The 23,152-nt window shown below is 33.7% G+C and carries 16 protein-coding genes; 1 reads left to right on the top strand and 15 read right to left on the bottom strand.

Going from position 1 to position 23,152, the window contains the following annotated elements:
* Positions 1–116: 116 nt before the first annotated feature.
* Positions 117–701, top strand: coding sequence for an ATP-dependent Clp endopeptidase proteolytic subunit ClpP (gene clpP / locus FOD82_RS02890; RefSeq protein ID WP_144354994.1), 585 nt, complete (start codon positions 117–119; stop codon positions 699–701).
* Positions 702–743: 42 nt separating this feature from the next.
* Here clpP and whiA read toward each other — a convergent pair whose 3' ends face one another.
* From whiA to FOD82_RS02815, 15 genes are all read right to left on the bottom strand, one after another.
* Positions 744–1,679 carry a DNA-binding protein WhiA gene (gene whiA / locus FOD82_RS02885; RefSeq protein WP_144354993.1) on the bottom strand — a complete coding sequence of 312 codons (936 nt, stop codon included), beginning with the start codon at positions 1,677–1,679 and terminating at the stop codon, positions 744–746.
* A complete protein-coding gene (gene yvcK, locus FOD82_RS02880) occupies positions 1,672–2,715 on the bottom strand; it encodes a uridine diphosphate-N-acetylglucosamine-binding protein YvcK (RefSeq protein ID WP_144354992.1) in 1,044 nt (347 codons plus the stop codon). The genes whiA and yvcK overlap by 8 nt, the downstream gene beginning before the upstream one ends.
* Positions 2,716–2,726: 11 nt before the next feature.
* The gene (gene rapZ / locus FOD82_RS02875; protein ID WP_144354991.1) at positions 2,727–3,602 is read right to left on the bottom strand and encodes an RNase adapter RapZ; all 876 of its coding nucleotides are present in this window, start codon (positions 3,600–3,602) and stop codon (positions 2,727–2,729) included.
* An 81-nt stretch (positions 3,603–3,683) separates the two neighbouring features.
* Complete coding sequence (locus FOD82_RS02870; RefSeq protein ID WP_144354990.1) at positions 3,684–4,226, bottom strand: DUF308 domain-containing protein; 543 nt, start codon at positions 4,224–4,226, stop codon at positions 3,684–3,686.
* Positions 4,227–4,288: 62 nt separating this feature from the next.
* Positions 4,289–7,129 carry an excinuclease ABC subunit UvrA gene (gene uvrA / locus FOD82_RS02865; RefSeq protein WP_144354989.1) on the bottom strand — a complete coding sequence of 947 codons (2,841 nt, stop codon included), beginning with the start codon at positions 7,127–7,129 and terminating at the stop codon, positions 4,289–4,291.
* On the bottom strand, positions 7,129–9,165 hold the full coding sequence (gene uvrB, locus FOD82_RS02860) for an excinuclease ABC subunit UvrB (RefSeq protein ID WP_144354988.1): 2,037 nt from the start codon (positions 9,163–9,165) through the stop codon (positions 7,129–7,131). The genes uvrA and uvrB overlap by 1 nt, the downstream gene beginning before the upstream one ends.
* 107 nt (positions 9,166–9,272) lie before the next feature.
* Complete coding sequence (locus FOD82_RS02855) at positions 9,273–10,997, bottom strand: phospho-sugar mutase (protein ID WP_144354987.1); 1,725 nt, start codon at positions 10,995–10,997, stop codon at positions 9,273–9,275.
* Between the two features lie 84 nt (positions 10,998–11,081).
* Positions 11,082–12,863 (bottom strand): glycoside hydrolase family 13 protein, encoded by a 1,782-nt coding sequence (locus FOD82_RS02850; protein WP_144354986.1) that lies wholly within the window; start codon positions 12,861–12,863, stop codon positions 11,082–11,084.
* A 2-nt stretch (positions 12,864–12,865) separates the two neighbouring features.
* The gene (locus FOD82_RS02845) at positions 12,866–15,274 is read right to left on the bottom strand and encodes a glycogen/starch/alpha-glucan phosphorylase (RefSeq protein ID WP_144354985.1); all 2,409 of its coding nucleotides are present in this window, start codon (positions 15,272–15,274) and stop codon (positions 12,866–12,868) included.
* An 11-nt stretch (positions 15,275–15,285) separates the two neighbouring features.
* The gene (glgA, locus tag FOD82_RS02840) at positions 15,286–16,716 is read right to left on the bottom strand and encodes a glycogen synthase GlgA (protein ID WP_144354984.1); all 1,431 of its coding nucleotides are present in this window, start codon (positions 16,714–16,716) and stop codon (positions 15,286–15,288) included.
* Between the two features lie 9 nt (positions 16,717–16,725).
* Positions 16,726–17,868, bottom strand: coding sequence for a glucose-1-phosphate adenylyltransferase subunit GlgD (gene glgD, locus FOD82_RS02835; RefSeq protein ID WP_144354983.1), 1,143 nt, complete (start codon positions 17,866–17,868; stop codon positions 16,726–16,728).
* Positions 17,858–19,003 carry a glucose-1-phosphate adenylyltransferase gene (locus FOD82_RS02830; protein ID WP_144354982.1) on the bottom strand — a complete coding sequence of 382 codons (1,146 nt, stop codon included), beginning with the start codon at positions 19,001–19,003 and terminating at the stop codon, positions 17,858–17,860. Before FOD82_RS02830 ends, glgD begins: the two co-directional genes overlap by 11 nt.
* A 9-nt stretch (positions 19,004–19,012) precedes the next feature.
* A complete protein-coding gene (glgB, locus tag FOD82_RS02825; protein WP_144354981.1) occupies positions 19,013–20,896 on the bottom strand; it encodes a 1,4-alpha-glucan branching protein GlgB in 1,884 nt (627 codons plus the stop codon).
* Between the two features lie 205 nt (positions 20,897–21,101).
* Positions 21,102–22,028, bottom strand: coding sequence for a thioredoxin-disulfide reductase (trxB, locus tag FOD82_RS02820; RefSeq protein WP_144354980.1), 927 nt, complete (start codon positions 22,026–22,028; stop codon positions 21,102–21,104).
* Positions 22,029–22,103: 75 nt separating this feature from the next.
* Positions 22,104–23,123 (bottom strand): NAD(P)H-dependent glycerol-3-phosphate dehydrogenase, encoded by a 1,020-nt coding sequence (locus FOD82_RS02815; RefSeq protein ID WP_144354979.1) that lies wholly within the window; start codon positions 23,121–23,123, stop codon positions 22,104–22,106.
* Between the last annotated feature and the right edge of the window lie 29 nt (positions 23,124–23,152).

The raw sequence follows: 23,152 nt of genomic DNA, 5'->3' as shown, positions 1-23,152 counted from the left end.
AAAAGTGTTAAATTTAAGTCTCATTAGTTGACATGAATAAAAGTAAGTGATTTAATTAGCACTGTACTCTTATGAGTGCTAATTATACATTTTTATATATAGGAGGCTATTTAATTATGCTCGTACCTACAGTTATTGAACAAACAGCACGTGGTGAACGTTCATACGATATTTACTCACGTTTACTTAAAGACAGAATCATCATGCTTAGTGGCGAAATCAATGACCAAATGGCCAACTCAATTATCGCCCAATTATTATTCCTTGACGCACAAGATAATACTAAAGATATTTCTCTTTACATCAATTCACCAGGTGGTGTTATTACTTCCGGTCTTGCAATTATGGATACTATGAACTTTATTAAGTCAGATGTTTCAACTATTGCAATTGGTATGGCTGCTTCAATGGCATCTATTCTTTTGACAAGTGGTGCTAAGGGAAAGCGTTTCGCACTCCCTAACTCAACTGTTTTGATTCACCAACCATTAGGTGGTGCTCAAGGTCAACAAACCGAAATTGAAATTGCAGCTCAAGAAATCTTGAAGAGCCGTAAAAAGCTTAACCAAATTTTACATGAAACTACCGGTCAACCTATTGAAAAGATTCAAAAAGATACCGAACGTGATAATTACTTAACTGCTGAAGAAGCTAAGGAATATGGTTTAATTGATGAAATCATGGTTAACCAAAAGAAATAATCTTCTAATAACAAAAATGATGACTCAATGAGTCATCATTTTTTAATTTCTTAAACTATCTGCTAAATCACGAAGCTTTTTAAAGCGGTGATTAACCCCTGATTTTGAAATAGGACCATCTGGAAGTTGCGCTGCTACTTCTTTCAATGGAAGCTCTGGGTGGGTTAATCTAAAGCGAGCTAAACTTTCCAATTTTTCAGGAAGTGAGTCAAGACCTTGTTTTTCCTCAATTAGCTGAATATCTTCCACTTGTTTTGCGGATGCTGAAGCGGTTTTCTTCATATTTGCAGTATCACAGTTCACCAAACGATTAACAGAATTACGCATATCACGCATAATCCTTAAATCTTCAAACGCAAGCATCGCATTAAGAGCACCAACGATGTGTAAAAAGTCACCAATTTTTTCAGCTTCTTTTAAATAAACAATATAGCCTCTACGACGCTTAGTTTTTTTGGCATTTAAGTAAAAATATGTATTCATTAATTCCGCTAAATCATTATTATGATCTTCATAAGTAGAATAAATTTCTAAATGATAACGACTAGTTTCTGGATTATTAACGCTCCCACCTGCTAAAAATGCTCCCCTTAAATACGACATAGCTCCTTCACGAGATTTCATAATTCTATCTGGAACTCTGGTAACTAAACCTTTTTCCGAATCCCAAATTTGCAAATTTTCCATAATTTCGCGTACATTGTGTTGCAATCGCACTAAATATTGGTTGTTTTTCTTAAGTTTCATTTTTCTTGAAACAATTAACAAAGGCTCAACACCATAAGCGACTTTAATCAATGAAAAAATATGCCGAGCAATAGCAGGATTTTCAGTAGTTATATCTAAACTAAATTCATGATTATGAAGATTTAAAACACCGTTCATACGTAAAAAAGCAGCTAACTCAGCTTTGGCGTGTTCTGGATGCACAGGAAGCGAAGTCAGCTCTTTTTTTACATCACTTGCATAACTAACCATTATTATCAGCGATTCTTCTGCGTGACATAGCTTCAAATGCCAAGCTTATAATTTCTTTGGCTACCTTTTCACCATCATGAAAGACTAATCCATGGCGCTGATCAATAAAATCATCAGTAATCACGCGACAATTTTGTGCTTTTAATCCAGCAAAATCATTGCTTACAGGATCTAAATACTCATCATAATCTTCAGGGTGAAACTTGCTCATATCAATTTTTGCTCCATTAACTAAAGCGGTATTGATATAATTTCCTCCTAAGTGATCATTAATAACCTTAACATGATCACTATCGCTAAAGTGATCAGTTTCACCACGTTGGGTCATAATATTACAAATATAAATTACTTCTGCGCTAGTTTCACGAACTGCTTCTCCTAAGTTAGAAATCATTAAATTAGGTAAAATTGAAGTAAACAAACTTCCTGGACCTAAAACTACAGCATCAGCTTGCATAATTGCTGCAAGAACGGGTAATACAGCCGTTGGTTCTTCATCAGAATTTGAATCAGTTACCCATACACGCTTGATTCGTTTATCCTTAGAAGTGATTTCAGTTTCTCCAGATTCAAAACTTCCATCTACAAACTCTGCATTTAAAGTCAAAGGCTCATTTGAAGCTGGGAAAACATGACCATCAACATGCATCATTTTTGATAATGACTGAACTGCATCAAAAATATTTCCATGCATTTCATTTAAAGCTGCAATAATCAAATTACCAATTGCATGTCCAGAAAAAAATGAATCGGATGAATCGAAGCGATATTGGAAAATATTTTTTTCTTCTCTAGGAATATCACTAAGTGAAACTAAAACATTTCTAATATCACCTGGTGGAACTACATTAATAAAGTTCCTGATTGAACCAGATGAACCACCATCATCTGATACAGTAACAATAGCTGTAATTTCCGCATTTTGCTTTTTTAAAGCATTTAAAATAACTGGCAGTCCTGTACCGCCTCCAATAACCACAACTTTAGGACGGCGCGCTTTAATTACTCGAATAATTCGATTTTCACCATAAGACATTGTGGCTACACCTACTTTCTAATATAACGGCTAATTTCACGGTGAGTAATATCTACTGGATAATCTTTAGCAAGGTCACGTGCAAGCCTTTGAGCAATTGACACACTTCTATGTTGACCACCTGTACAGCCGATTGCAATCGTTAGCTTTTCTTTTCCCTCTTTGATATATCCTGGAATTGCCGTTTTCAATAAATCTAATAATTTCTCATAAAATACTTTAGTCTCTTCTTTATTCATGACATAGTCAAAAACTCGCTTATCAAGCCCAGTAAAAGGACGAAGTTCAGGAATATAGAATGGATTTGGCAAAAAACGTACATCCATTACAATATCGGCATCAATTGGCATACCATATTTAAAACCAAAACTCATTACTTCAATTGAAAATGGTTGACGCTCAGAATCACTAAATTCGTTAATTAACTTTTGTCTTAATTCTTTAGTTGAAAGCTTAGACGTATCAATAATATAGTTAGCACGATTTCTAATTGGATTTAAAATTCGGCGTTCTTCTAAAATTCCATCAAGCAACCTGCCATTAGCGGCAAGTGGAGGCAAACGACGTGTTTCTTTATATCTTGCAACCAAAGTATCATCAGATGCATCAAGAAAAACAATCGTAGCTTGAACTTTTCCATTATCTTCAAGAGAATTTACTTCATCGAGTAAATCCGTGTAAAAACTTTTAACTCTAAGGTCAATTACAACAGCTACTTTTTGGTAATCGTTTGAATTAATCATCAAATCCCAAAAACTACCAAGAAGTGTCGGCGGTAAATTATCAACCACAAAATATCCCATATCTTCTAAAGCATGAGAAGCAACAGTTTTTCCTGCACCACTCATCCCAGTTACAATAAGCAATTGCTTTTTTTCTTCAGCCATGAAAATAGCCTCCTTCCAAAATATTATAACATACCGGGTGTGCCATTTTCAGCAATAAAAAAAAGCCCTTCGGCTTTTTTACTAACGGTGCATCCATGCAGTTACAATTTCATTGATTCCAAATACTAGTAACCAGAATGACACTAACCATACCAAGCTAATCATTGCAATGACTGGATTAAAAATCAAGAAAATTGCAATAATTAAACTCAAAATATTCATAATCAAGCTGAATACAAAATATCCAGTTGAAATATCTTTCAAGTGCCACGAAAAAGCAATTCCAACTACTGAGTCAACAAAGAACCAAATTGCAAATAAGTAAGCAATAGTTAATGCACCAATATCATATGAACATAGGAATAAGACACCAATAATAATGTCTAAAATTCCTGAAACTATTGTTACCCAGCTGCGTGAAAAGAATCCACGAAAACGGGAGTAAGCAGCAAACCATACAAACCCTTGTACAATTGACAAAATACCAAATAAAAGTACAAAAGCATGTAAACTTTTACCAGGGTGTCTCATTAAAAGAAAGGCTACAACAACCATTAGGACACCAGCAATAAGAGCGCCCCAATCAAATCCGCCATCTCTTCTTGAAGTAGAAAAATTATCCATAAATTTGTCCTCCTTGGATAATATTGTACACTTCTTAAGATTCTTTTAAAAATAAAATGAGACTATTTTTCTAATTTTTTTGTCAATTTAGTGTCCCGCTCTAATACCGGTTTTAGGTATTTGCCAGTATAACTTTCTTTATTTTGAGCCACTTCTTCTGGAGTTCCAGTAGCGACAATTTGACCACCACCATCTCCACCTTCAGGACCCAAGTCAATCAACCAGTCAGCACACTTAATTACATCAAGATTATGTTCAATAATCAAAACTGTATTACCTTCATCCACTAAACGCTGTAAAACTTCCATCAAACGCTTAATATCATCTGTATGAAGACCAGTAGTTGGTTCATCTAAAATATAAAAGTTTTTACCAGTTGATAATTTTTGAAGTTCAGCTGCTAATTTCATTCTTTGAGCTTCTCCACCAGAAAGAGTAGTGGCTGATTGACCTAGTTTTACATAACCAAGTCCTACATCAACTATAGTTTGAAGCTTACGTTGAATTTTAGGAATATTTTCAAAAAATTTAGCAGCTTCATTAATTGTCATATCTAGAACTTGAGCAATATTTTTTTCACGATAAGTAACTTCCAATGTTTCAGAATTATAACGAGTTCCATGACAAACTTCACAAGGAACATAAACATCGGGTAAGAAGTTCATTTCGATTTTAATAATTCCATCTCCATGACAAGCTTCACAACGTCCACCTTTAACATTGAAAGAAAATCTTGCTTTAGTATAGCCACGCATTTTTGCTTCATTAGTTTGAGCAAAAAGAGTTCTAATATCATCAAATACACTAGTATAAGTAGCTGGATTACTACGAGGAGTTCGGCCAATTGGACTTTGATCAATATCAATAATTTTTTCAATATTTTTATAACCAGTAATTGATTTATACTTTCCTGGTTTTAAAGAATTATTATTTAATTTTTGAGCAAGCGCCCTTTTTAAAATCATATTAACTAAAGTGGACTTTCCAGAACCAGAAACTCCGGTAACCACATTTAATTTACCTAATGGAAAATCAACGTCAATATTTTTTAAATTATTTTGTTGAGCTCCCTTAACAGTAATCTTTTTTCCGTTACCTTTTCTTCGCTTTAATGGAACTGGGACAAATTTTTTACCTGATAAATATTGTCCAGTTAAAGATTTAGGATTATTTTCAACTTCTTCTGGAGTTCCTGCAGCCATTACTTGACCACCATAACTACCAGCACCAGGTCCCATATCTACAAGATAATCAGCCTGACGCATAGTTTCATCATCATGTTCAACTACAATTAATGAGTTACCTAAGTCTCTCATTCGCTTAAGTGAATCAATTAAACGATCATTATCACGTTGATGCAATCCAATTGAAGGTTCATCTAAAACATACATAACTCCTGATAAATTAGATCCGATTTGTGTTGCTAATCTAATGCGTTGGGCTTCTCCACCAGACAAAGTATTAGCTGAACGAGAAAGAGTTAAATAGTCCAAGCCTACACTATCTAAAAATGATAATCGATCACGAACTTCTTTCAGGATTGGTTTAGCAATGGTAGTTTTTTGCTCATTAAACTTTACTTGCTTAAAGAAATCTAGCGCTTTATTAATTGATAGATCTGACGCTTCAGCAATATCTTTACCATCTACTTTAACAGCTAATGCTTTTTCATTAAGGCGTTTACCGTGGCAAACTGAACAAGTAAGTTCGGTCATATATTTTGCCATAGCATCCCGCATAAATTTAGACATCGGACGACGATAACGCCGTTCCACATTAACCATTACTCCTTCAAAAGGTTGAGTAGTATCATTTACCCCAAAATCACCTTCCAAATGAAATTTAACTTCTTTTTTCGATCCAAATAAAATTGTTTCTCTCTGCTTTTTTGTTAATTTATTAAAAGGTTTATCCATTGGGATTTTAAGAGCAGCACAAGCTTGTTCAAGCATTCCAGTATAATATTTGGAACTTTGCCAAGGTGCTAAAGCTCCATCTTTTAATGATTTAGTCTTATCCGGAACAACTAAATCTTCATCTACCGATAACTTCATTCCTAACCCATCACATGCACTGCAGGCGCCAAATGGTGCATTAAATGAAAATAATCTTGGTTCCATTTCACCTACTGTGAAGCCACATTTAGGACAAGCATAATATTCAGAAAAATTCATCATTTCTGACCCAATTACATCAACATTCATGTAACCATCTGATAAACGAAGAGCTGCTTCAACTGAGTCAAATAAACGAGAACGAATACTTTCTTTTATAATCAGACGATCAACCACAATACTAATTGAGTGACGTTTATTCTTTTCTAATTTAAAGTCCTCGTCAATTTCATGCATTTCTCCATCAACAATGACTCTCACATAGCCAGCTCTTTGAATACGCTTAAAAACTTCCTTATGTTCTCCACGTTTATCACGCACTACTGGTGCCAATAGTTGAATTTTACTTCTTTCAGGAAGCGCCATAATTCTGTCAACCATTTGGTCAACACTCTGTCTTTCAATTACAGTACCATCATTTGGACAAACTGGCGTACCTACTCTTGCCCATAAAAGTCGCAAATAATCATTAATTTCAGTAACGGTTCCAACAGTAGAACGTGGATTGTGAGAAGTAGTTTTTTGATCAATAGAAATCGCAGGATTAAGACCATCAATTGAATCAACATCTGGTTTATCCATTTGCCCTAAAAACTGTCTAGCATAACTAGAAAGTGATTGCACATATCTTCTTCGTCCTTCAGCATATAAGGTATCAAAAGCTAAAGAACTTTTACCAGATCCAGATAAACCAGTAATAACAACTAATTTATCTTTAGGAATGGTTATATCAACATCCTTTAAATTATGTTCACGTGCACCACGAATTACAATTTTATCATTTACCATTAAATGTTTTTACCTTTCTTTTTAATAGGTTTTCTTGATGAATTTTCAAGTTCCATAATTGCATCACGAAGAGTTGCTGCTTCTTCAAAATCAAGTTTTTTAGCAGCTTCTTGCATTTGCTGACGTAAATTTTTAATCATTGTTGTCTTTTGTTTAGCAGTTAATTCATCAAAGTTAAGATCTGCAAAACTGTCACTATTTTCTTTAGTATCATTTACTGGCTTAGTTGCTGAAATAATATCACGTATTGGTTTAATGATAGTTTTGGGAGTAATACCATGTTCTTCATTAAATTTCATTTGAATATTGCGACGACGATTAGTAGCATCAATCGCCATCTTCATAGAATCAGTGATTTTATCAGCATACATGATAACTTCTCCGTTGCTATTTCTAGCTGCTCGTCCCATTGTCTGCACAAGTGGACGATACGCACGTAAAAATCCTTCTTTATCAGCATCTAAAATAGCTACAAGAGAAACTTCAGGAACATCAATTCCTTCACGCAAAAGATTGATTCCAATTAATACATCAAATTTACCTAAACGTAAATCACGCAAAATTTGCATTCGCTCTAAAGTTTTAATATCAGAGTGAAGATAGCGAACTTTGATACCTAAATCTTTTAAATAATCTGTCAAATCTTCAGCCATCTTCTTAGTTAAAGTCGTAACAAATACTCGTTCGTCACGCTCAATTCGTTTATTGATTTCTCCAACCAAATCATCAATTTGCCCATCAATTGGTCGAACTTCAACCTTTGGGTCAAGTAAACCAGTTGGTCGAATTACTTGTTCAACCTTATTATCTGTACGCTCTAATTCATAATCTCCAGGTGTTGCGGAAACATACAAGATTTGGTTAACATGTTTTTCAAATTCTTCAATTTTAAGCGGACGGTTATCAAGAGCTGATGGTAATCTAAACCCATAATCAATTAAAGTTTTTTTACGATTGCGGTCCCCATTATACATCGCACGAAGTTCTGGCATTGTAGCATGAGATTCATCAATTAAAATCAAAAAATCATCTGGGAAGAAATCAAGCAACGTATATGGCGGCTCTCCTGCCTTTCGGCCTTCCATATGACGAGAATAGTTTTCAATGCCGTTAGTATAGCCAACTTCTCCCATCATTTCCATATCATAGGTAGTCCGTTGCTTAATACGTTGAGCTTCAAGAAGTTTGCCTTCTCCTTCAAACTTCTTAACTTGCAAGTCCATTTCTTTTGAAATTGCTCCAAGAGCACGTCTAAGTTGCTCATCATTAGTCATAAAATGAGTAGCTGGAAAAAGTGAGATAGTTTCACGTTCTCCAATAACTTCTCCAGTCAAAGAATCAATTTCAACAATACGATCAATTTCATCCCCAAAAAACTCTACCCGGTAAGCATGATTAGAATTTCCTGCAGGGAAAATTTCAACCACATCTCCGCGAACCCGGAACCTTCCACGTTGAAAATCAATATCATTGCGATCATATTGAATATTTACTAAATCCCTTAAAAGAGTGTTTCTTTCATACTCATCTCCTTCATGAAGAGTCAGTACACTTTTAGCATATTCTCTAGGGTCCCCTAACCCATAAATACAAGACACACTAGCTACTACAATAACATCATTACGTTCCATTAAAGCACTGGTAGCAGCGTGGCGAAGCTGATCAATTTCATCATTAATCGCAGAATCTTTTTCAATATAAGTATCTGATTGAGGTACATAGGCTTCTGGTTGATAATAATCATAATAAGAAACAAAATATTCTACTGCATTATTCGGAAAAAAGTCCTTAAATTCCCCATATAGTTGACCTACTAGAGTTTTATTATGTGAAATTACTAAAGTAGGTTTATTAAGTTTGGCGATAATATTAGCCATGGTAAAAGTTTTACCTGTACCAGTAGCTCCTTCTAAAATTTGTTCTTTATATCCCTTTTTAAAACCATTAGTTAAATTATCAATAGCTTGTTTTTGATCTCCTGCTGGTTTAAATTTAGAAACCAACTCAAACTTTCGATTTTTTTGTTTTTTTATCATCTAAAACACCTCGCACAAAAAAGTTGGACCAAATTAATGTCCAACTTCCAAATATCATATTTATATTTTACTACCACGAACGTGCTTTCGCACGTCTTTTGCTTACTTTATTTTAGTAATTCTGCTAAGGCATCTTGATAGTTTTCTGCCGCTTTTTCAGCAGTTTCAATGTCTTTCTTATTAACACCAACATAAGCTTTAATTACTGGTTCAGTACCAGAAGGACGAAGTGCTACCCAAGTTTCATCATCTAAGAAGTACTTTAAAACATTAGATTCTGGGAAACCTTCAAGAGCAGAAACTTTTCCATCTTCAATAGATTCTTTCTTTAAGAAATCTTGAATCTTAGTAACTTTATGACCAGCAATTTCAGTTAAGTGTTCATTTCTAAGCTTATTCATTAGCTCCGCCATCTTCTTTTGACCACCAATTCCTGGCATTTCGATAGCACGAGTAATTTCATAAGAAACGCCGTACTTTTTCCAGATTTCTTTCAAACCATCAAAGACTGTCATGTTTCTTGAAGCATAGTAACTTGCTACTTCCGCAAACATTATTGCTCCTTGCATAGCATCTTTATCACGAGCAAATGGCTTAAACAAGTAACCATAACTTTCTTCAAAGCCCATGAGGAATTTACCATCATCAGCTTTCTTCATTCGGTCAACTTCTTCACCAATATACTTAAATCCCGTTAAAACATGCTTAGTCTTGATACCAAAGTCTTCTGCAATCTTAAATGGCAAAGCACTAGATACAATTGAAGTTACAATTTCATAATCACTAGTAAGCTTTCCACTTTCCTTTAAATGCACTAATAAGTAGTATGACATTAAAGTAGCAATTTGATTTCCAGTTAAAACTTGGAAGTCACCATTCTCAGTTCTAACAGCAGCTCCCATACGATCAGCATCAGGATCAGTTGCAATAATTACGTTAGCGTTAACTTCATCTGCTAATTTAAAACCAGGCTTGAAAACATCTCTGTATTCAGGATTTGGTTTAATTGTAGTTGGAAATTCCGGATCAATAATTGATTGACTTGGAACTGGAATAATATTGTCAAAACCGCCTTCTCTAAATGCTCTATCATAAAGCATTTTGCCTGTACCATGAAGAGGAGTATAGATAATTTTAAGCTTATCAGCATTTTGCTTAATCATATCTTTGTCAATGTTAACAGTCTTAAGTTCATTAAGATAAGCTTCATCTACATCTTCACCGATAAGTTGCAAAGTATTATTTGCACGAAGTTCTGCCACAGGGGCTGCTTTAACATCAAAGATATCCTCTACTTTTTGTGCATAAGCAAATAAACGATCGGCATGTTCTGGAGCCATTTGTGCGCCATCTTCACCATAAACTTTGTAGCCGTTGTATTGCTTAGCATTATGAGAAGCGGTGATATTAATTCCTGCAAAAGCATTTAAATAACGAACCGCAAATGATAACTCTGGAGTAGGTCTTAAATCATCAAATAGATATACATGAATACCATGTGCTCCTAAAATTCGAGCAGCATGTTCAGCAAATTCACGTGAATGATAACGTGAATCAAAAGAAATAGCAACTCCACGTTTTTTTGCTTCTTCGCCATTTTCATCAATTAAACGAGCTAACCCTTCAGTTACTCGACCAACTGTAAACATATTAATTCGATTAGTACCTGGTTCAAGCTTCCCACGCATACCTGCAGTACCGAAATTAATATCTTGACCAAAAGCGTCTTCAACCCACTTTTCATCTTTACCCAAAGTATTTAATTGATCTTGTAAATAGTCTGGTAAATTAGTAGCTTTTTGCCACTTTTCAAAAGTTTCTTGTGCGTTCATTTGAACCTCAATTCTTAAATTATAAAATTTAATTTCTCCCTAGCATTATTTTACTGTTTTTTATCTACATTTTGAATGCTTCTACTAGTTTTTTGAGAACTTTTTTAGTAAGTAACTCTCTTTCTTAATAGGCATTTGATTTAACACAGCAGCTATTCGAGAAGATAAGTCACTAGACAAGCAATGATAAATGAACTCATCACTACTTAAAACAACATCATCTTGTGTGCAATTATAACAATAAACAATAATATTTTCATTATCATATCGAACAATTGCATTAATGCCATATTTAATCTGGATGAAAGCAATTTTTCCATTAATCAAAGTTGAACAATTTTTACGATAAGCAATTAAATCTCTAACTGTTTTTTTAAGAAATTGACTTTGATTATTCCATGGAAAATATCGTCGATTATCTGGATCTTTTCCCCCAATCAACCCAACTTCATCACCATAATAAATACACGGCACACCAATCAGCATAAATAATAAACCAAAAGCTATGGCTACTTTTTGTTCATTATTATTCATAATGGTTTTAATTCTTTCGGTATCATGAGTTCCAATATTATTTAAACAATTCTGTAAAAAATCAGTAGGATAATTCTCAACTATTGCTGCTAAAGAATTCATCGCATCTTCTTCATTACTTGAATTTTTAGCATTTAATAAATTAATAATAAATAAACGAACTGGATAATTCATCACACCAGTTAAGTTATAACCAGTTGTATATGGGCGATATTGTCCATTAACAAATTTATGAGAAGCATCTTCCCATACTTCACCAATTAATACATGACAATTATTTTGTGCAAGGCGTTGGCGAATATTTTTCAAAAAATCCATCGGTAATTCATCAGCTACATCTAAGCGCCATCCGTCTATCCCTAAACTAGTCCATTTGCTTAAAATACCCTTTTCGCCATAGATAAAGTTTTGATAGTCTTTATTTTCTTTATCAACTTCAGGCATTGTCTTAATTCCCCACCATGATTGATACTGGTCAGGATAATGGCTAAATTTAAACCATGGATAATATGGACTACTTGGACTAGAGATGGCATCTTGGAAGTATATACTGTCTTTACCAACATGATTAAATACACCATCTAAAATAATGTGCATCCCATTTTTATGAAGAGCTTCTACTAAGTTTTTTAAGTCATTTTCAGTGCCAAGCAGTGTATCAATTTTGGTAAAATCGACTGTATCATAACGATGATTACTTTTTGCTAAAAATATTGGATTTAAATATACAGTATTAATCCCTAATTCTTTTAAATAGGGGATTTTCTTCTGAATTCCTAATAAATTTCCACCAAAGAAATCCCATCTGGCAATTTCACCATCAGCTTTCTTTATGTAGTAAGGAGTATCTTCTTCAGTCGCATATAAAAATGTATTTTTTTTGCGACCAGTTATTTCATGGTGAGGATTACCATTATAAAATCTATCAGGGAAAATTTGATAAACTATTCCAGCTTTATACCAATCTTCATTTGGTAATTTACAATCAGCACAAGTTAATTGAAAAGTTTGTAAATTATAATTACTCTGAGTTAGCTTTCCAACTCCAAAGGGTCCCTTTTCAAGATAATATTCCTGATTATTACTTTTAATTGCAAAATAATAATGATACAAACCTGAACTTTCAATAGTAACCCGAACGACAAACTTCTTTGAGTCGCTATCATACTCCATCTTATACGGAACATGATCTTCACTATTTTTAGTTAGCCATAAAATAACTTCTTGAATTGGTTCATTAACTTCAATTGCCCATCTAACAGTTTGTCCAGCATAGATAGCACCAAAAGGCTTTTTATATTGAATATACCAAGAATTATATTTTACTTGCATGATTATTTACTTTTTTCAATTCTTAGCTTATTTAAATGCCAAATATCTTGAGCATAACGTTCAATAGTCTTATCAACATCGAATCGTTCAGAATGAGCAATATTAACCAAACACTTCTGATTCCAAGTCTTTTTATGTTGCCAGAGTTTTTCAACTGCTTCTTGAATTTTGATATATGCTTCAAAGTCAGCCAAAACCATAAATACTTCATTATCACCAAGGAAGTTATTAAACAAAGCTTGAGCTTCACTTGAACAATTTGGAATAGTACCATCAATTAAAGCATCTACAGTTTGTTTCATTACACTATCGGCTTCATACATTTGTCTTGGATGATAAGAATGAGTTGTGTAATATTTGTAAACTTCATCTTTAGTCAAACCAAAACTAAAAATGTTATCCTCACCAACCGCATCTTTAATTTCAATATTTGCACCATCCATTGTAGCAACTGTTAAAGCCCCATTTGCCATTAATTTCATATTACTGGTTCCGCTGGCTTCTTTAGTAGTAGTAGAAATTTGCTCACTTACATCTGCTGCTGGAATAATTTTTTCAGCCAAAGATACATTATAGTTTTCAAGAAAAACAACTTTCAATTTGCCATGAATATCAGGATCATTATTAATCATCTTGGCAGTTTCATTAATGACCTTAATAATTTGTTTAGCAAACACATAACTTGGAGCAGCTTTTGCAGCAAAAATTACTACACGTTTTGGATGATCAATTCCTTGTTTTAAGTCAAGATACATTCTAATAATATGTAATAGTTTTAAAGTTTGGCGTTTATAAGCATGGAGACGTTTAATTTGCACATCAAAAATAGCTTTAGGATCAACTGTAATACCCGTTTTTTCTTTAATAAAACCAGCAAGTTTAACCTTATTTTTAAGCTTAATATCTCCTAATTCCTTTAAAACATGGTCATCATCATGATATTTTTCAAACTTTAATAACTCTGAACTATCTTTACGCCAACCTTTTCCAATTGTTTTATCTAATAAACCAGATAAGTCAGGATTTGCCAATTGAAGCCATCTACGCAAAGTTATTCCATTCGTTTTATTATTAAAGCGGTTAGGATATAAGTTATAGAAGTCTTTTAAAACTTCTGTTTCCAATAATTGAGTATGCAATGCGGCTACACCATTAATTGAATGAGAACCAATAATTGCTAAATGAGCCATTTGAACTTGATTATTTTTAATAATCTTAGTTCTATCAATTACATCATCATTAACTTTTCCTTTTAAACTTTCACAAAAACGTCTATCAATTTCTGTAATAATCTGCATAATTCTAGGAAGAAGTTCAGACATCATATTGACATCCCATTTTTCCATTGCTTCTGCCATAATTGTATGATTGGTATAGCTCATTGTTTTTTGCGTAATTTGCCAAGCTACATCCCAATCAATTCGATATTTATCAACTAACAGACGCATCATTTCCGCAATTGCCATTGCAGGATGAGTATCATTAATATGAATAGCTACATAATCTGGTAACTTTTCAAAATTTTGTTGCTTTAGATCCTGAGTATAATAATTCAAAATACTTTGAATCCCGGCAGAAACGAAGAAATATTCTTGCTTAAGTCGAAGCAATCTTCCCTCATAATTAGAATCATCTGGATAAAGAATTGAAGTTATATCTTCGACTTTTCTTCTATCAGCAATCGTTGGATAATCAAGTTCATTTTCTGACGGAATTTCTGCATCCCACAATCGTAAAGTATTGGTTATTCCATCTTGATAGCCGACTACAGCTACATCATAAGGAACAGCTCTGACAACCCGTTCTCCTTCATATTGAGGAACAAGCCATCCATCATCATCAATCATGTTAACTTTTCCGCCAAATCTAACTAGAACTGACTTACTCTCTCTTCTAACTTCCCAACTGTCTTCTTTTTTAAGCCAATCATTTGGAAGTTCTTTTTGATAACCATTTACAAACTTTTGCTTAAACAAACCATACTTATATCTGATTCCATTACCATTGCCGGTATATCCAGTAGAAGCTAATGAATCCATAAAAGCCGCAGCTAATCTACCAAGGCCGCCATTACCTAAGGCCATATCAGGTTCAGATTCCGCAATCTTATCAAGGCTTAAATTCATATCATCTAGAGCTTCACGTACTGTTTTTAGCCAACCTAAATTAAGCAAGTTTTTCTTAAGTAAAGTTCCAGGCAAAAATTCAATTGAAAAGTAATAAACTTGTTTTTGCTTTTCTTGCTTTTCCAAAATTCTAGTTTGGCGCCATTCAGGAGCAAATCCATCTCTAACAATTGAACTAATTGCAACATAAAGATCATGATTACTAGCTTCTGAAATATCTTCTTCAAAGTGATCGTCTAATTCTTTTTCTAAACGATTTTTAAATTCTTCTTTTGTTATTTGCATTTGATCATCTTTTAACCTATTAACTCGCCGTACATCCATTTATATTTATCGGCTGAATTTTTCCAAGAAAAATCAGAATTCATGGCTGTGCGTTGCATTTTTTGCCAATTATTTTTTTGTTGATACATGACTAACATCTTCTTAATAGCCTGTACCATTTGATAACCATTAAACTCTTTAAAGCCAAAGCCATCTCCTTCGTTTTTTGTCTTATCATAAACCCATACAGTATCAGCCAAGCCACCAATTTGGTGAACAATTGGCAAAACACCGTATCTTAACGAAATAAGTTGAGATAATCCACAAGGCTCAAATGCAGATGGCATTAAAAAGCTATCAACACCAGCATAGATTCGCTGAGCAAGTTTTACATCAAAAGCTAAAATTAGCTTCATTTTGTCACTATGACGATTTGCAATTTCACTTAAGCGTTGTTCATAATAAGGATCGCCATTACCCAAAATTACAACTTGAACATTAAATTGTAAGATATTATCTAATTCATCAACTAAAAGCTGGCATCCCTTTTGTGCAGTTAGTCTTGAAACCATCCCAATTAGCGGCACATCAGACTTCACTGGCAATCCTACTTCTTTTTGCAAAGCACGTTTGTCTTTATCTTTTCTACGTAAGCGTTTTACATTATAGTGTGTATGAATGTCTGGATCAGTTTCTGGATTGTACTTATCAAAATCAATTCCATTCAAAATTCCTGTTAATTTATGGGAGCACATTCTAAGTATCCCATCAAGTCCTTGACCATATTCAGGAGTTTGAATTTCTCGAGCATATGATGGACTAACTGTGGTTACTCGATCTGCATACAAAATACCAGTCTTCATCCAATTGACATCATTATCCATTCTCACGATACCGCTATCAAACCAATCATAGCCCAAACTAAAGAAGTCTGGCAAAGTTTTCGCATTATATTTTCCTTGAAATTCCAAATTATGGATTGTTAGAACTGTTTTGATATTTTGATAAGCTTGAACAAATCCCCACTTTTCTCTTAATAAGAATGGAATAAAAGCTGTATGATAATCATTACAATGTAATATATTCGGAATAAAGTTAAAACGCTCCATCATCATAATGACTGCTTGTTGAAAGTAAGCAAACCGTTCACCATCATCGTAATATCCATATACGCCCGGACGCTTAAAATAATATTCATTATCAATAAAGAAATAGGTTACACCTTTTCTTCTTAAAGTGAAAATTCCGCAATATTGATTTCTCCAGCCAACTGGAACAATAAAGTTACCCTGATATTGCAACTTATCGCGAAATTTTTGAGGCAAATCTTGATATAGCGGTAATGCCACCCCAACATCTACTCCGCTTTTTGCTAATTGATTAGGTAAAGAACCCAATACATCTCCTAAGCCGCCTGTTTTGAAAAATGGTGCACATTCTGCGCCTGTAAATAGAACTCGCAAGATAACTCCTTATTCATTAATCAAATCTTTACTTACAACTGCACCTTTTTTAACCACAATTGGTCTTTCAGGTGTACCTTTAATCGTCACATTTTCGTCAACAACAACATTCTTATCTAAAATTGCATATTCTATATGACTATTTTTACCTAAATTACAGTTAGCCATAATAACTGACTTATAAACTTTACTGTCATGATCAATATCTACTCTTCTAGAAATAATACTGCTATCAACTTCACCTTTTATTTTACATCCAGTAGCTAGCATTGAATCTCTAACTTTAGAATCATTTGAAAAATATGTTCCAACCTCATTACGAATACGAGTAATTATTTTTTGATTACCATAAAGCAAAAGATCGCGCTTATTTTTATCAATCATATCCATGTTAGCCTTGTAGTAACTTGGAATGTCATGAATATTATGTAAATATCCTGTATATTCATAAGCGCTAGTCCGGTATTTAGCTGCTAAATTCGCTAATCTCTTACCAATATTAATAGAAGCATCACTTCTTTGAGCACGTTTTAATTCTGAAATCAGCCAGCTGGTATTTGCTATATAAATATTAAGGCTTAAATTATAGGAATTTTGCTTTTGAGCATCAATAATTTGCTGGCAGGACACTATGGTATTTTTATCATCTAAAATAAACATTCTATCATCTGCAGCTACATTATCCGTACCTACTTTTTTAAAGACTGCAGTGATTTTATTATTATTTTCTTGATGGAAATGCAGAACCGACTGTAAATCTAAATTGGCTACCATTTTATTTTCAATAAATACAGTATACGGATAGTTTGATGTTTCTAGAAAATTAATTACATCATTAAAATATCCTTCACCAGCTGCTTGAGCTTGCATAATTTTTTGATAAAAGTCTAAATACTTATAAGAACCAATAGTATCAAGACCCCATTCTTTTCCTCCACCTAAATGATCAAGGTAAGAGCGAACTTTTTCTTCATTGATTAAAGTATAGACATTATTAATTCCAGCATTTACAATACTTGACAATGAAAAATCCATTATGCGATATTTTCCTGCAAAATATAAAGTAGATAAGGATCTTTCATCAGTTAACGGACGCAACTCAGTGTATTCATGTTGATTGCTAAAAATAGCAGCCATCTTATTAGTTTTCATTTGGTAAAACCCCAATTCTTTCTGAATTTCCTACTACTTCAATTTCTTCATCATTGCCTTCAACTACTGCCCCATCACCAATTTTGGCATTTTCACCGATAATTGCATGTTTAATTTTGACATTTTTGCCAATTTTTACTCCAGGCATAATAACAGAGTCAACAATCTCTGAACCTTGTTGAACATCAACATTAGTTGACAAAATTGAATGTTTAATATTCCCATCAACATAACAGCCATCAACTATCATTGAATTACTAATTGAAGCATGGTCAGTAATCACTTGAGGAGGTGCAATTGGGTTTTTAGTATAGATGCGCCAAGATCTATCATATAAATTCAAACCATCACTACCATCTAAAAATTCCATATTAGCAGCCCAAAGAGAATCAATAGTTCCTACATCTTTCCAATAACCTGAGAATTGATATGAAAATACACGCTCATCACTTTTAAGATAATAAGGAATTACATCCTTACCAAAATCGATCATATCATCATTTGTACTAAATGCAGTTGTTAATACTTCTCGAAGACGTTTCCAGTTAAAAATATAGATCCCCATTGATGCGTGATTACTTTTTGGCTTTTTTGGTTTTTCTTCAAATTGGATGATTCTACCACTGACATCAGTATTCATAATGCCAAAACGAAGTGCTTCTTTCCAAGGAACATCAATTACTGCGACTGTCAAAGAAGCCTTATTTTTACGATGTTCTTCAAGCATTGCTTCATAATCCATCTTATAGATGTGGTCTCCTGATAAAATCAAAACATACTCAGGATTTTGACTATCAATGTAATCAATATTTTGATAAATGGCATGTGCAGTTCCTTTGAACCACTTGCTTCCAGCATTATCAGTATATGGCTGCAAGATAGTAGCACTTGCATCTAAACCATCTAGTCCCCAGCTAGCACCATTACCAATATGTTTATTAAGTAAAAGAGGCTGATATTGAGTAATAATTCCTATATTACGTACACCAGAATTAGCACAATTACTTAAAGTAAAATCAATAATACGATATCTACCACCAAAAGGTACAGCTGGCTTGGCTTGATCACTAGTAAGCTTTCCTAATCTAGTTCCTTTTCCACCAGCTAAAATTAATCCCAGCATTTTTACATTCATCTTGTTCTCCTACTTTTTATTTTGCTTTATTTGAATATTTTCAGGTTTTAAAATCATTGCCCCGAAGCTCGGAAGATCTATATGAATTTGATATTCAAAATCTTTAAATGATTCATGTTTACTATTAACTTTTTGTGAACGTTTATGCCACTTTCCACCAAACTCTGTTTTTTCACTATTTAAAACTTCATGATATTGTCCACCGTAAGGAACTCCTACAGTAAAATCTTTTCGTTCAACAGGAGTAAAGTTTAAAATTATAATTAAAAAATCATGTCGATTTTTTCCTTGTCTAATAAAGGTTAAGACTGATTCATCCTTATTATCCGCATCAATAATTTTTACGGAATCTTCTTTTTGTTCTAGTTGCCATAAAGCTGGCTCTTTTAAATAAAAATCATTTAATCGCCGGTCAAATAACAACATTTTTCTATTTAAGGGATCTTTTAATTCAGACCATTCTAGGCCTTCGTTATATCGCCATTCCAAATATTGACCATACTCGCTGCCCATAAATAAAAGTTTTTTACCAGGATATGTAATCATTAAAGTATATAAATTTCGCAATTGCGCAAATTGCATTTCACGATTACCAAACATTTTATTCATTAAACTACGTTTACCATGAACAACCTCATCATGAGACAAAGGTAAAATAAAATTTTCACTCATTCGGTACATAAAAGAAAATGTAGCTAAATTGAAATTATACTTTCTAAATAATGGATCCATTTCATAAAAGCGAAGAATATCATTCATCCACCCCATGTTCCATTTGAAATCAAAACCTAATCCACCATCTTCAATTCGACCAGTAATCTTAACTTGTGCTGAACTTTCTTCTGCCATCATTAAACTCTCTGGATGAAGTCCCTTAACAGTGCGATTTAGTTTTTGTAAAAAGTCAATTCCTTCTAAACTACGATTTCCGCCAAATTTATCAGGTTTCCATTGACCGGGCCCTCTATCATAGTCACGATAAAGCATATTAGATACCGCATCAACTCTTAAACCGTCTAAATGATAAAATTCTAACCAAAAAAGAGCACTAGAGAGTAAAAAAGATTGTACTTCAGGCTTACCTAGGTCAAAGTTTAATGCCCCCCAACCTTTATTGTCTGCACGCCATCCTTCAGCAAATTCAAAACAAGCACTCCCATCATAATAAGCTAGCGCATCATCATTTTTACAAAAATGACCGGGAACCCAATCTGTGAATACTCCTATATTTTCTTGATGACAAGCTTCTACAAAATTCTGCAAATCCTCTGGAGTCCCATAAGTTCTTTCCAAAGCAAAATATCCAATTGATTGGTAACCCCAAGAAGCATCTAAAGGATGAGCTGTTAGTGGTAAAAACTCAATATAATTAAATCCCTGCTTTTTTACATAAGGTATTAATTCTTGTTGCAATTCTTTTAAAGTATACAAGGATCCGTCAGAATGTCTTTTCCAAGAACTTTCATGTACTTCATAGATATTAATAGGCTTCGTAAAATGATTTTCGCGTTTATTTTGATTATTCCAATGCTCATCGTGCCAAGTTTTATTAGGCAAATCAACTACAACTGCTGCATTTCCTGGACGCGGCTCAAGCTCAATAGCAAAGGGATCCATTTTCATTACTTCTCGCCCATTTGCCTGCTTTATTAAATATTTATATAATTGACCTTTTTGAGGTAATTCAGTTGAAATGCTCCAAATGCCATTTTCGTTTGTCATTTTTAGAGACTTGTCCCAATTATTAAAATCTCCAACAAGCCAAACTTGCTGCGCCTTAGGAGCCCATACTCTAAAAAAATATTTATTATCATAAAAATGACATCCTAATACATCTTGAGCATGTAATTCATTACCTAATAAAAATGAATCGAGACGTTTATTAACATCCACTTTATTTTGTCACCCAACTTTCTAAATAAAAGTGATTCTCTATATAGGATAGTAGCTATATAGTGCAAATAAGTCATCGTCAATATTTTCATTATAAACCTATTAGTGCACTTTTTCACTAATTTATGTAAGCGAATACAACAAAACATAAAAAGAGTACCATGCTACTGTTAGCATGGTACTCTTTAAAAATATTTCATATAGTTTAATCATTTAAGCTCTGAAGATAGTTATATGCCTCTTGACCAGCAATACTTCCATCTCCAACTGCATTAGCAATTTGGCGTAAATCTTTTTGACGAACATCTCCCAAAGCAAAAACTCCAGGAATTTTAGTTTTCATATGTTCATCAGTTGGAATCCAACCATGACTATCTAAAATACCTAAGTTCTCAAATGGCTTCGTCTGAGCTAGTACTCCAACATAAATAAATACTCCAGCAACTGGTAATGTTTTTACTTCACCAGTTGTTTTATCTTTGTAAGTAATGCCGGTTACTTTTTGACCATCACCATCAATTGATTCGGTTTGTGCATTCCAAATAAAGTTAATATTATCTTTGGCAAATGCACGCTTTTGCAAAGTTGGCTGAGCCCGTAATTTATCACGGCGATGGATAATAGTTACTGACTTAGCCATTTGAGAAAGATATATTCCTTCTTCAACAGCTGAATCTCCACCACCAATTACTGCAACATCTTCTCCTTTAAAAAATGCTGCATCACAAACGGCACAATAAGAAACACCGCGACCAGAATATTCCTCTTCTCCTGGTACATTTAAATGCTTATGATCTGCACCTGTAGCAATAATTACAGCAGGTGCTACATACTCAGATGTATCAGTCTTTACTATTTTTTTATTACCTTCAAGAATTATATCTTGAACATCGCCATATTCAAAATCAGGCTCAAACTTCATTACAGATTGATACATTTTTTCACTGAGTTCTGGCCCTTTAACTTCGCTAAAGCCTGGATAATTATCAATTGCATCAGTATTGTTCATCTGTCCGCCATATGGACCTCTATCAAGCAATAAAACTGATAAGTTAGCTCGACTTGCGTAAAGAGCAGCAGTAAGGCCTCCAGGACCAGCTCCAATAATGATTACATCATATTCTTTAGCCATAAAATTTACCTCTTGCATAAATTATTCTTACTTTTCGTAAGTAATGATAACTCTAAGCAGTTGGAAAAGCAAATATTATAAACGAATTTCAGGTTTTGGACTTCTACCCATCATCCTAGTAATTTCATCATCAACATTTGTTTGTTCATAAAGCACGCGATAAACAGCTTCACTAATTGGCATATCAATATTTTTTTCTTCACACAATTCATGAACCGCTTTAACTGTAGTTGCTCCTTCAACAACTTGTCCCATATTCTTTAAAATGTAGTTCAAAGTTTTACCTTCTCCAAGTTGCTTTCCAGCTCTCCAGTTACGTGAATTAGGTGAAGTACAAGTTACAATCAAGTCACCAATTCCAGAAAGTCCACTAAATGTCATTGGTTTAGCACCAAAATAGTTAACACCAAGTCTAGTAATTTCTGCAAGTCCACGAGTCATAAGAGCAGCCTTTGCATCATCACCATATTTTTTACCTACTAAAATACCTGCTGCAATTGCGATAACATTCTTTACAGCACCACCAACTTCAACCCCAATTAAATCATCGTTAGTGTAGAAACGAACATAATTATTAGAAAAAATTTCTTGAACACGCTTAGCATTTTCTTCATTTGTAGAAGCACAGGCGATAGCAGTAAGGTCTTTTTGAGCTACATTTTCTGCGTGACTTGGTCCAGAAATTGCCACAATTTTATCACTGTTTTCTGGATAAATTTCTTCAGTTAAAATTTCTGAAATCAACTTCTTACTGCCTGGCTCAATTCCTTTTGTAGCAGTTACTAATAAAGGTGTTGCTCCAGTTTTATCTAAAATTTGGCGCACATTTTTAGCAACGATTCTTACAGCTTTAGTTGGCAATACAAATAAAACAATTTCTGCACCCTCTAAAGCTTCTTCTAAATCACCAGTTGCTTTGGCATTTGGATTAAGTGACCAATCTTTCATGTAATGAGAATTAGTATGATGAGCATTAATTTCTTCATTAACACTCTCAATATTTCCATAAAGAGTCACATCATTGCCATTATCAGCAAGCATTGAACCAAGAACTGAACCCCATGAACCGTTACCTAAAACTGCAATTTTTGTCATTTTATTTCTATCTCAAACTTTCTAACTGA

Source organism: Lactobacillus sp. LL6, assembly GCF_007570935.1.
Classification (GTDB): domain Bacteria; phylum Bacillota; class Bacilli; order Lactobacillales; family Lactobacillaceae; genus Lactobacillus.
Note: the sequence above shows the minus strand (reverse complement) of the source record. Positions and strands in the feature narration are given on the sequence as shown.

Coding starts and splice junctions, on each gene's coding strand:
- clpP (WP_144354994.1), top strand. CDS start 117: ATGCTCGTACCTACAGTTATTGAACAAACAGCACGTGGTGAACGTTCA.
- whiA (WP_144354993.1), bottom strand. CDS start 1,679: ATGGTTAGTTATGCAAGTGATGTAAAAAAAGAGCTGACTTCGCTTCCT.
- yvcK (WP_144354992.1), bottom strand. CDS start 2,715: ATGTCTTATGGTGAAAATCGAATTATTCGAGTAATTAAAGCGCGCCGT.
- rapZ (WP_144354991.1), bottom strand. CDS start 3,602: ATGGCTGAAGAAAAAAAGCAATTGCTTATTGTAACTGGGATGAGTGGT.
- FOD82_RS02870 (WP_144354990.1), bottom strand. CDS start 4,226: ATGGATAATTTTTCTACTTCAAGAAGAGATGGCGGATTTGATTGGGGC.
- uvrA (WP_144354989.1), bottom strand. CDS start 7,129: ATGGTAAATGATAAAATTGTAATTCGTGGTGCACGTGAACATAATTTA.
- uvrB (WP_144354988.1), bottom strand. CDS start 9,165: ATGATAAAAAAACAAAAAAATCGAAAGTTTGAGTTGGTTTCTAAATTT.
- FOD82_RS02855 (WP_144354987.1), bottom strand. CDS start 10,997: ATGAACGCACAAGAAACTTTTGAAAAGTGGCAAAAAGCTACTAATTTA.
- FOD82_RS02850 (WP_144354986.1), bottom strand. CDS start 12,863: ATGCAAGTAAAATATAATTCTTGGTATATTCAATATAAAAAGCCTTTT.
- FOD82_RS02845 (WP_144354985.1), bottom strand. CDS start 15,274: ATGCAAATAACAAAAGAAGAATTTAAAAATCGTTTAGAAAAAGAATTA.
- glgD (WP_144354983.1), bottom strand. CDS start 17,868: ATGAAAACTAATAAGATGGCTGCTATTTTTAGCAATCAACATGAATAC.
- FOD82_RS02830 (WP_144354982.1), bottom strand. CDS start 19,003: ATGAATGTAAAAATGCTGGGATTAATTTTAGCTGGTGGAAAAGGAACT.
- trxB (WP_144354980.1), bottom strand. CDS start 22,028: ATGGCTAAAGAATATGATGTAATCATTATTGGAGCTGGTCCTGGAGGC.
- FOD82_RS02815 (WP_144354979.1), bottom strand. CDS start 23,123: ATGACAAAAATTGCAGTTTTAGGTAACGGTTCATGGGGTTCAGTTCTT.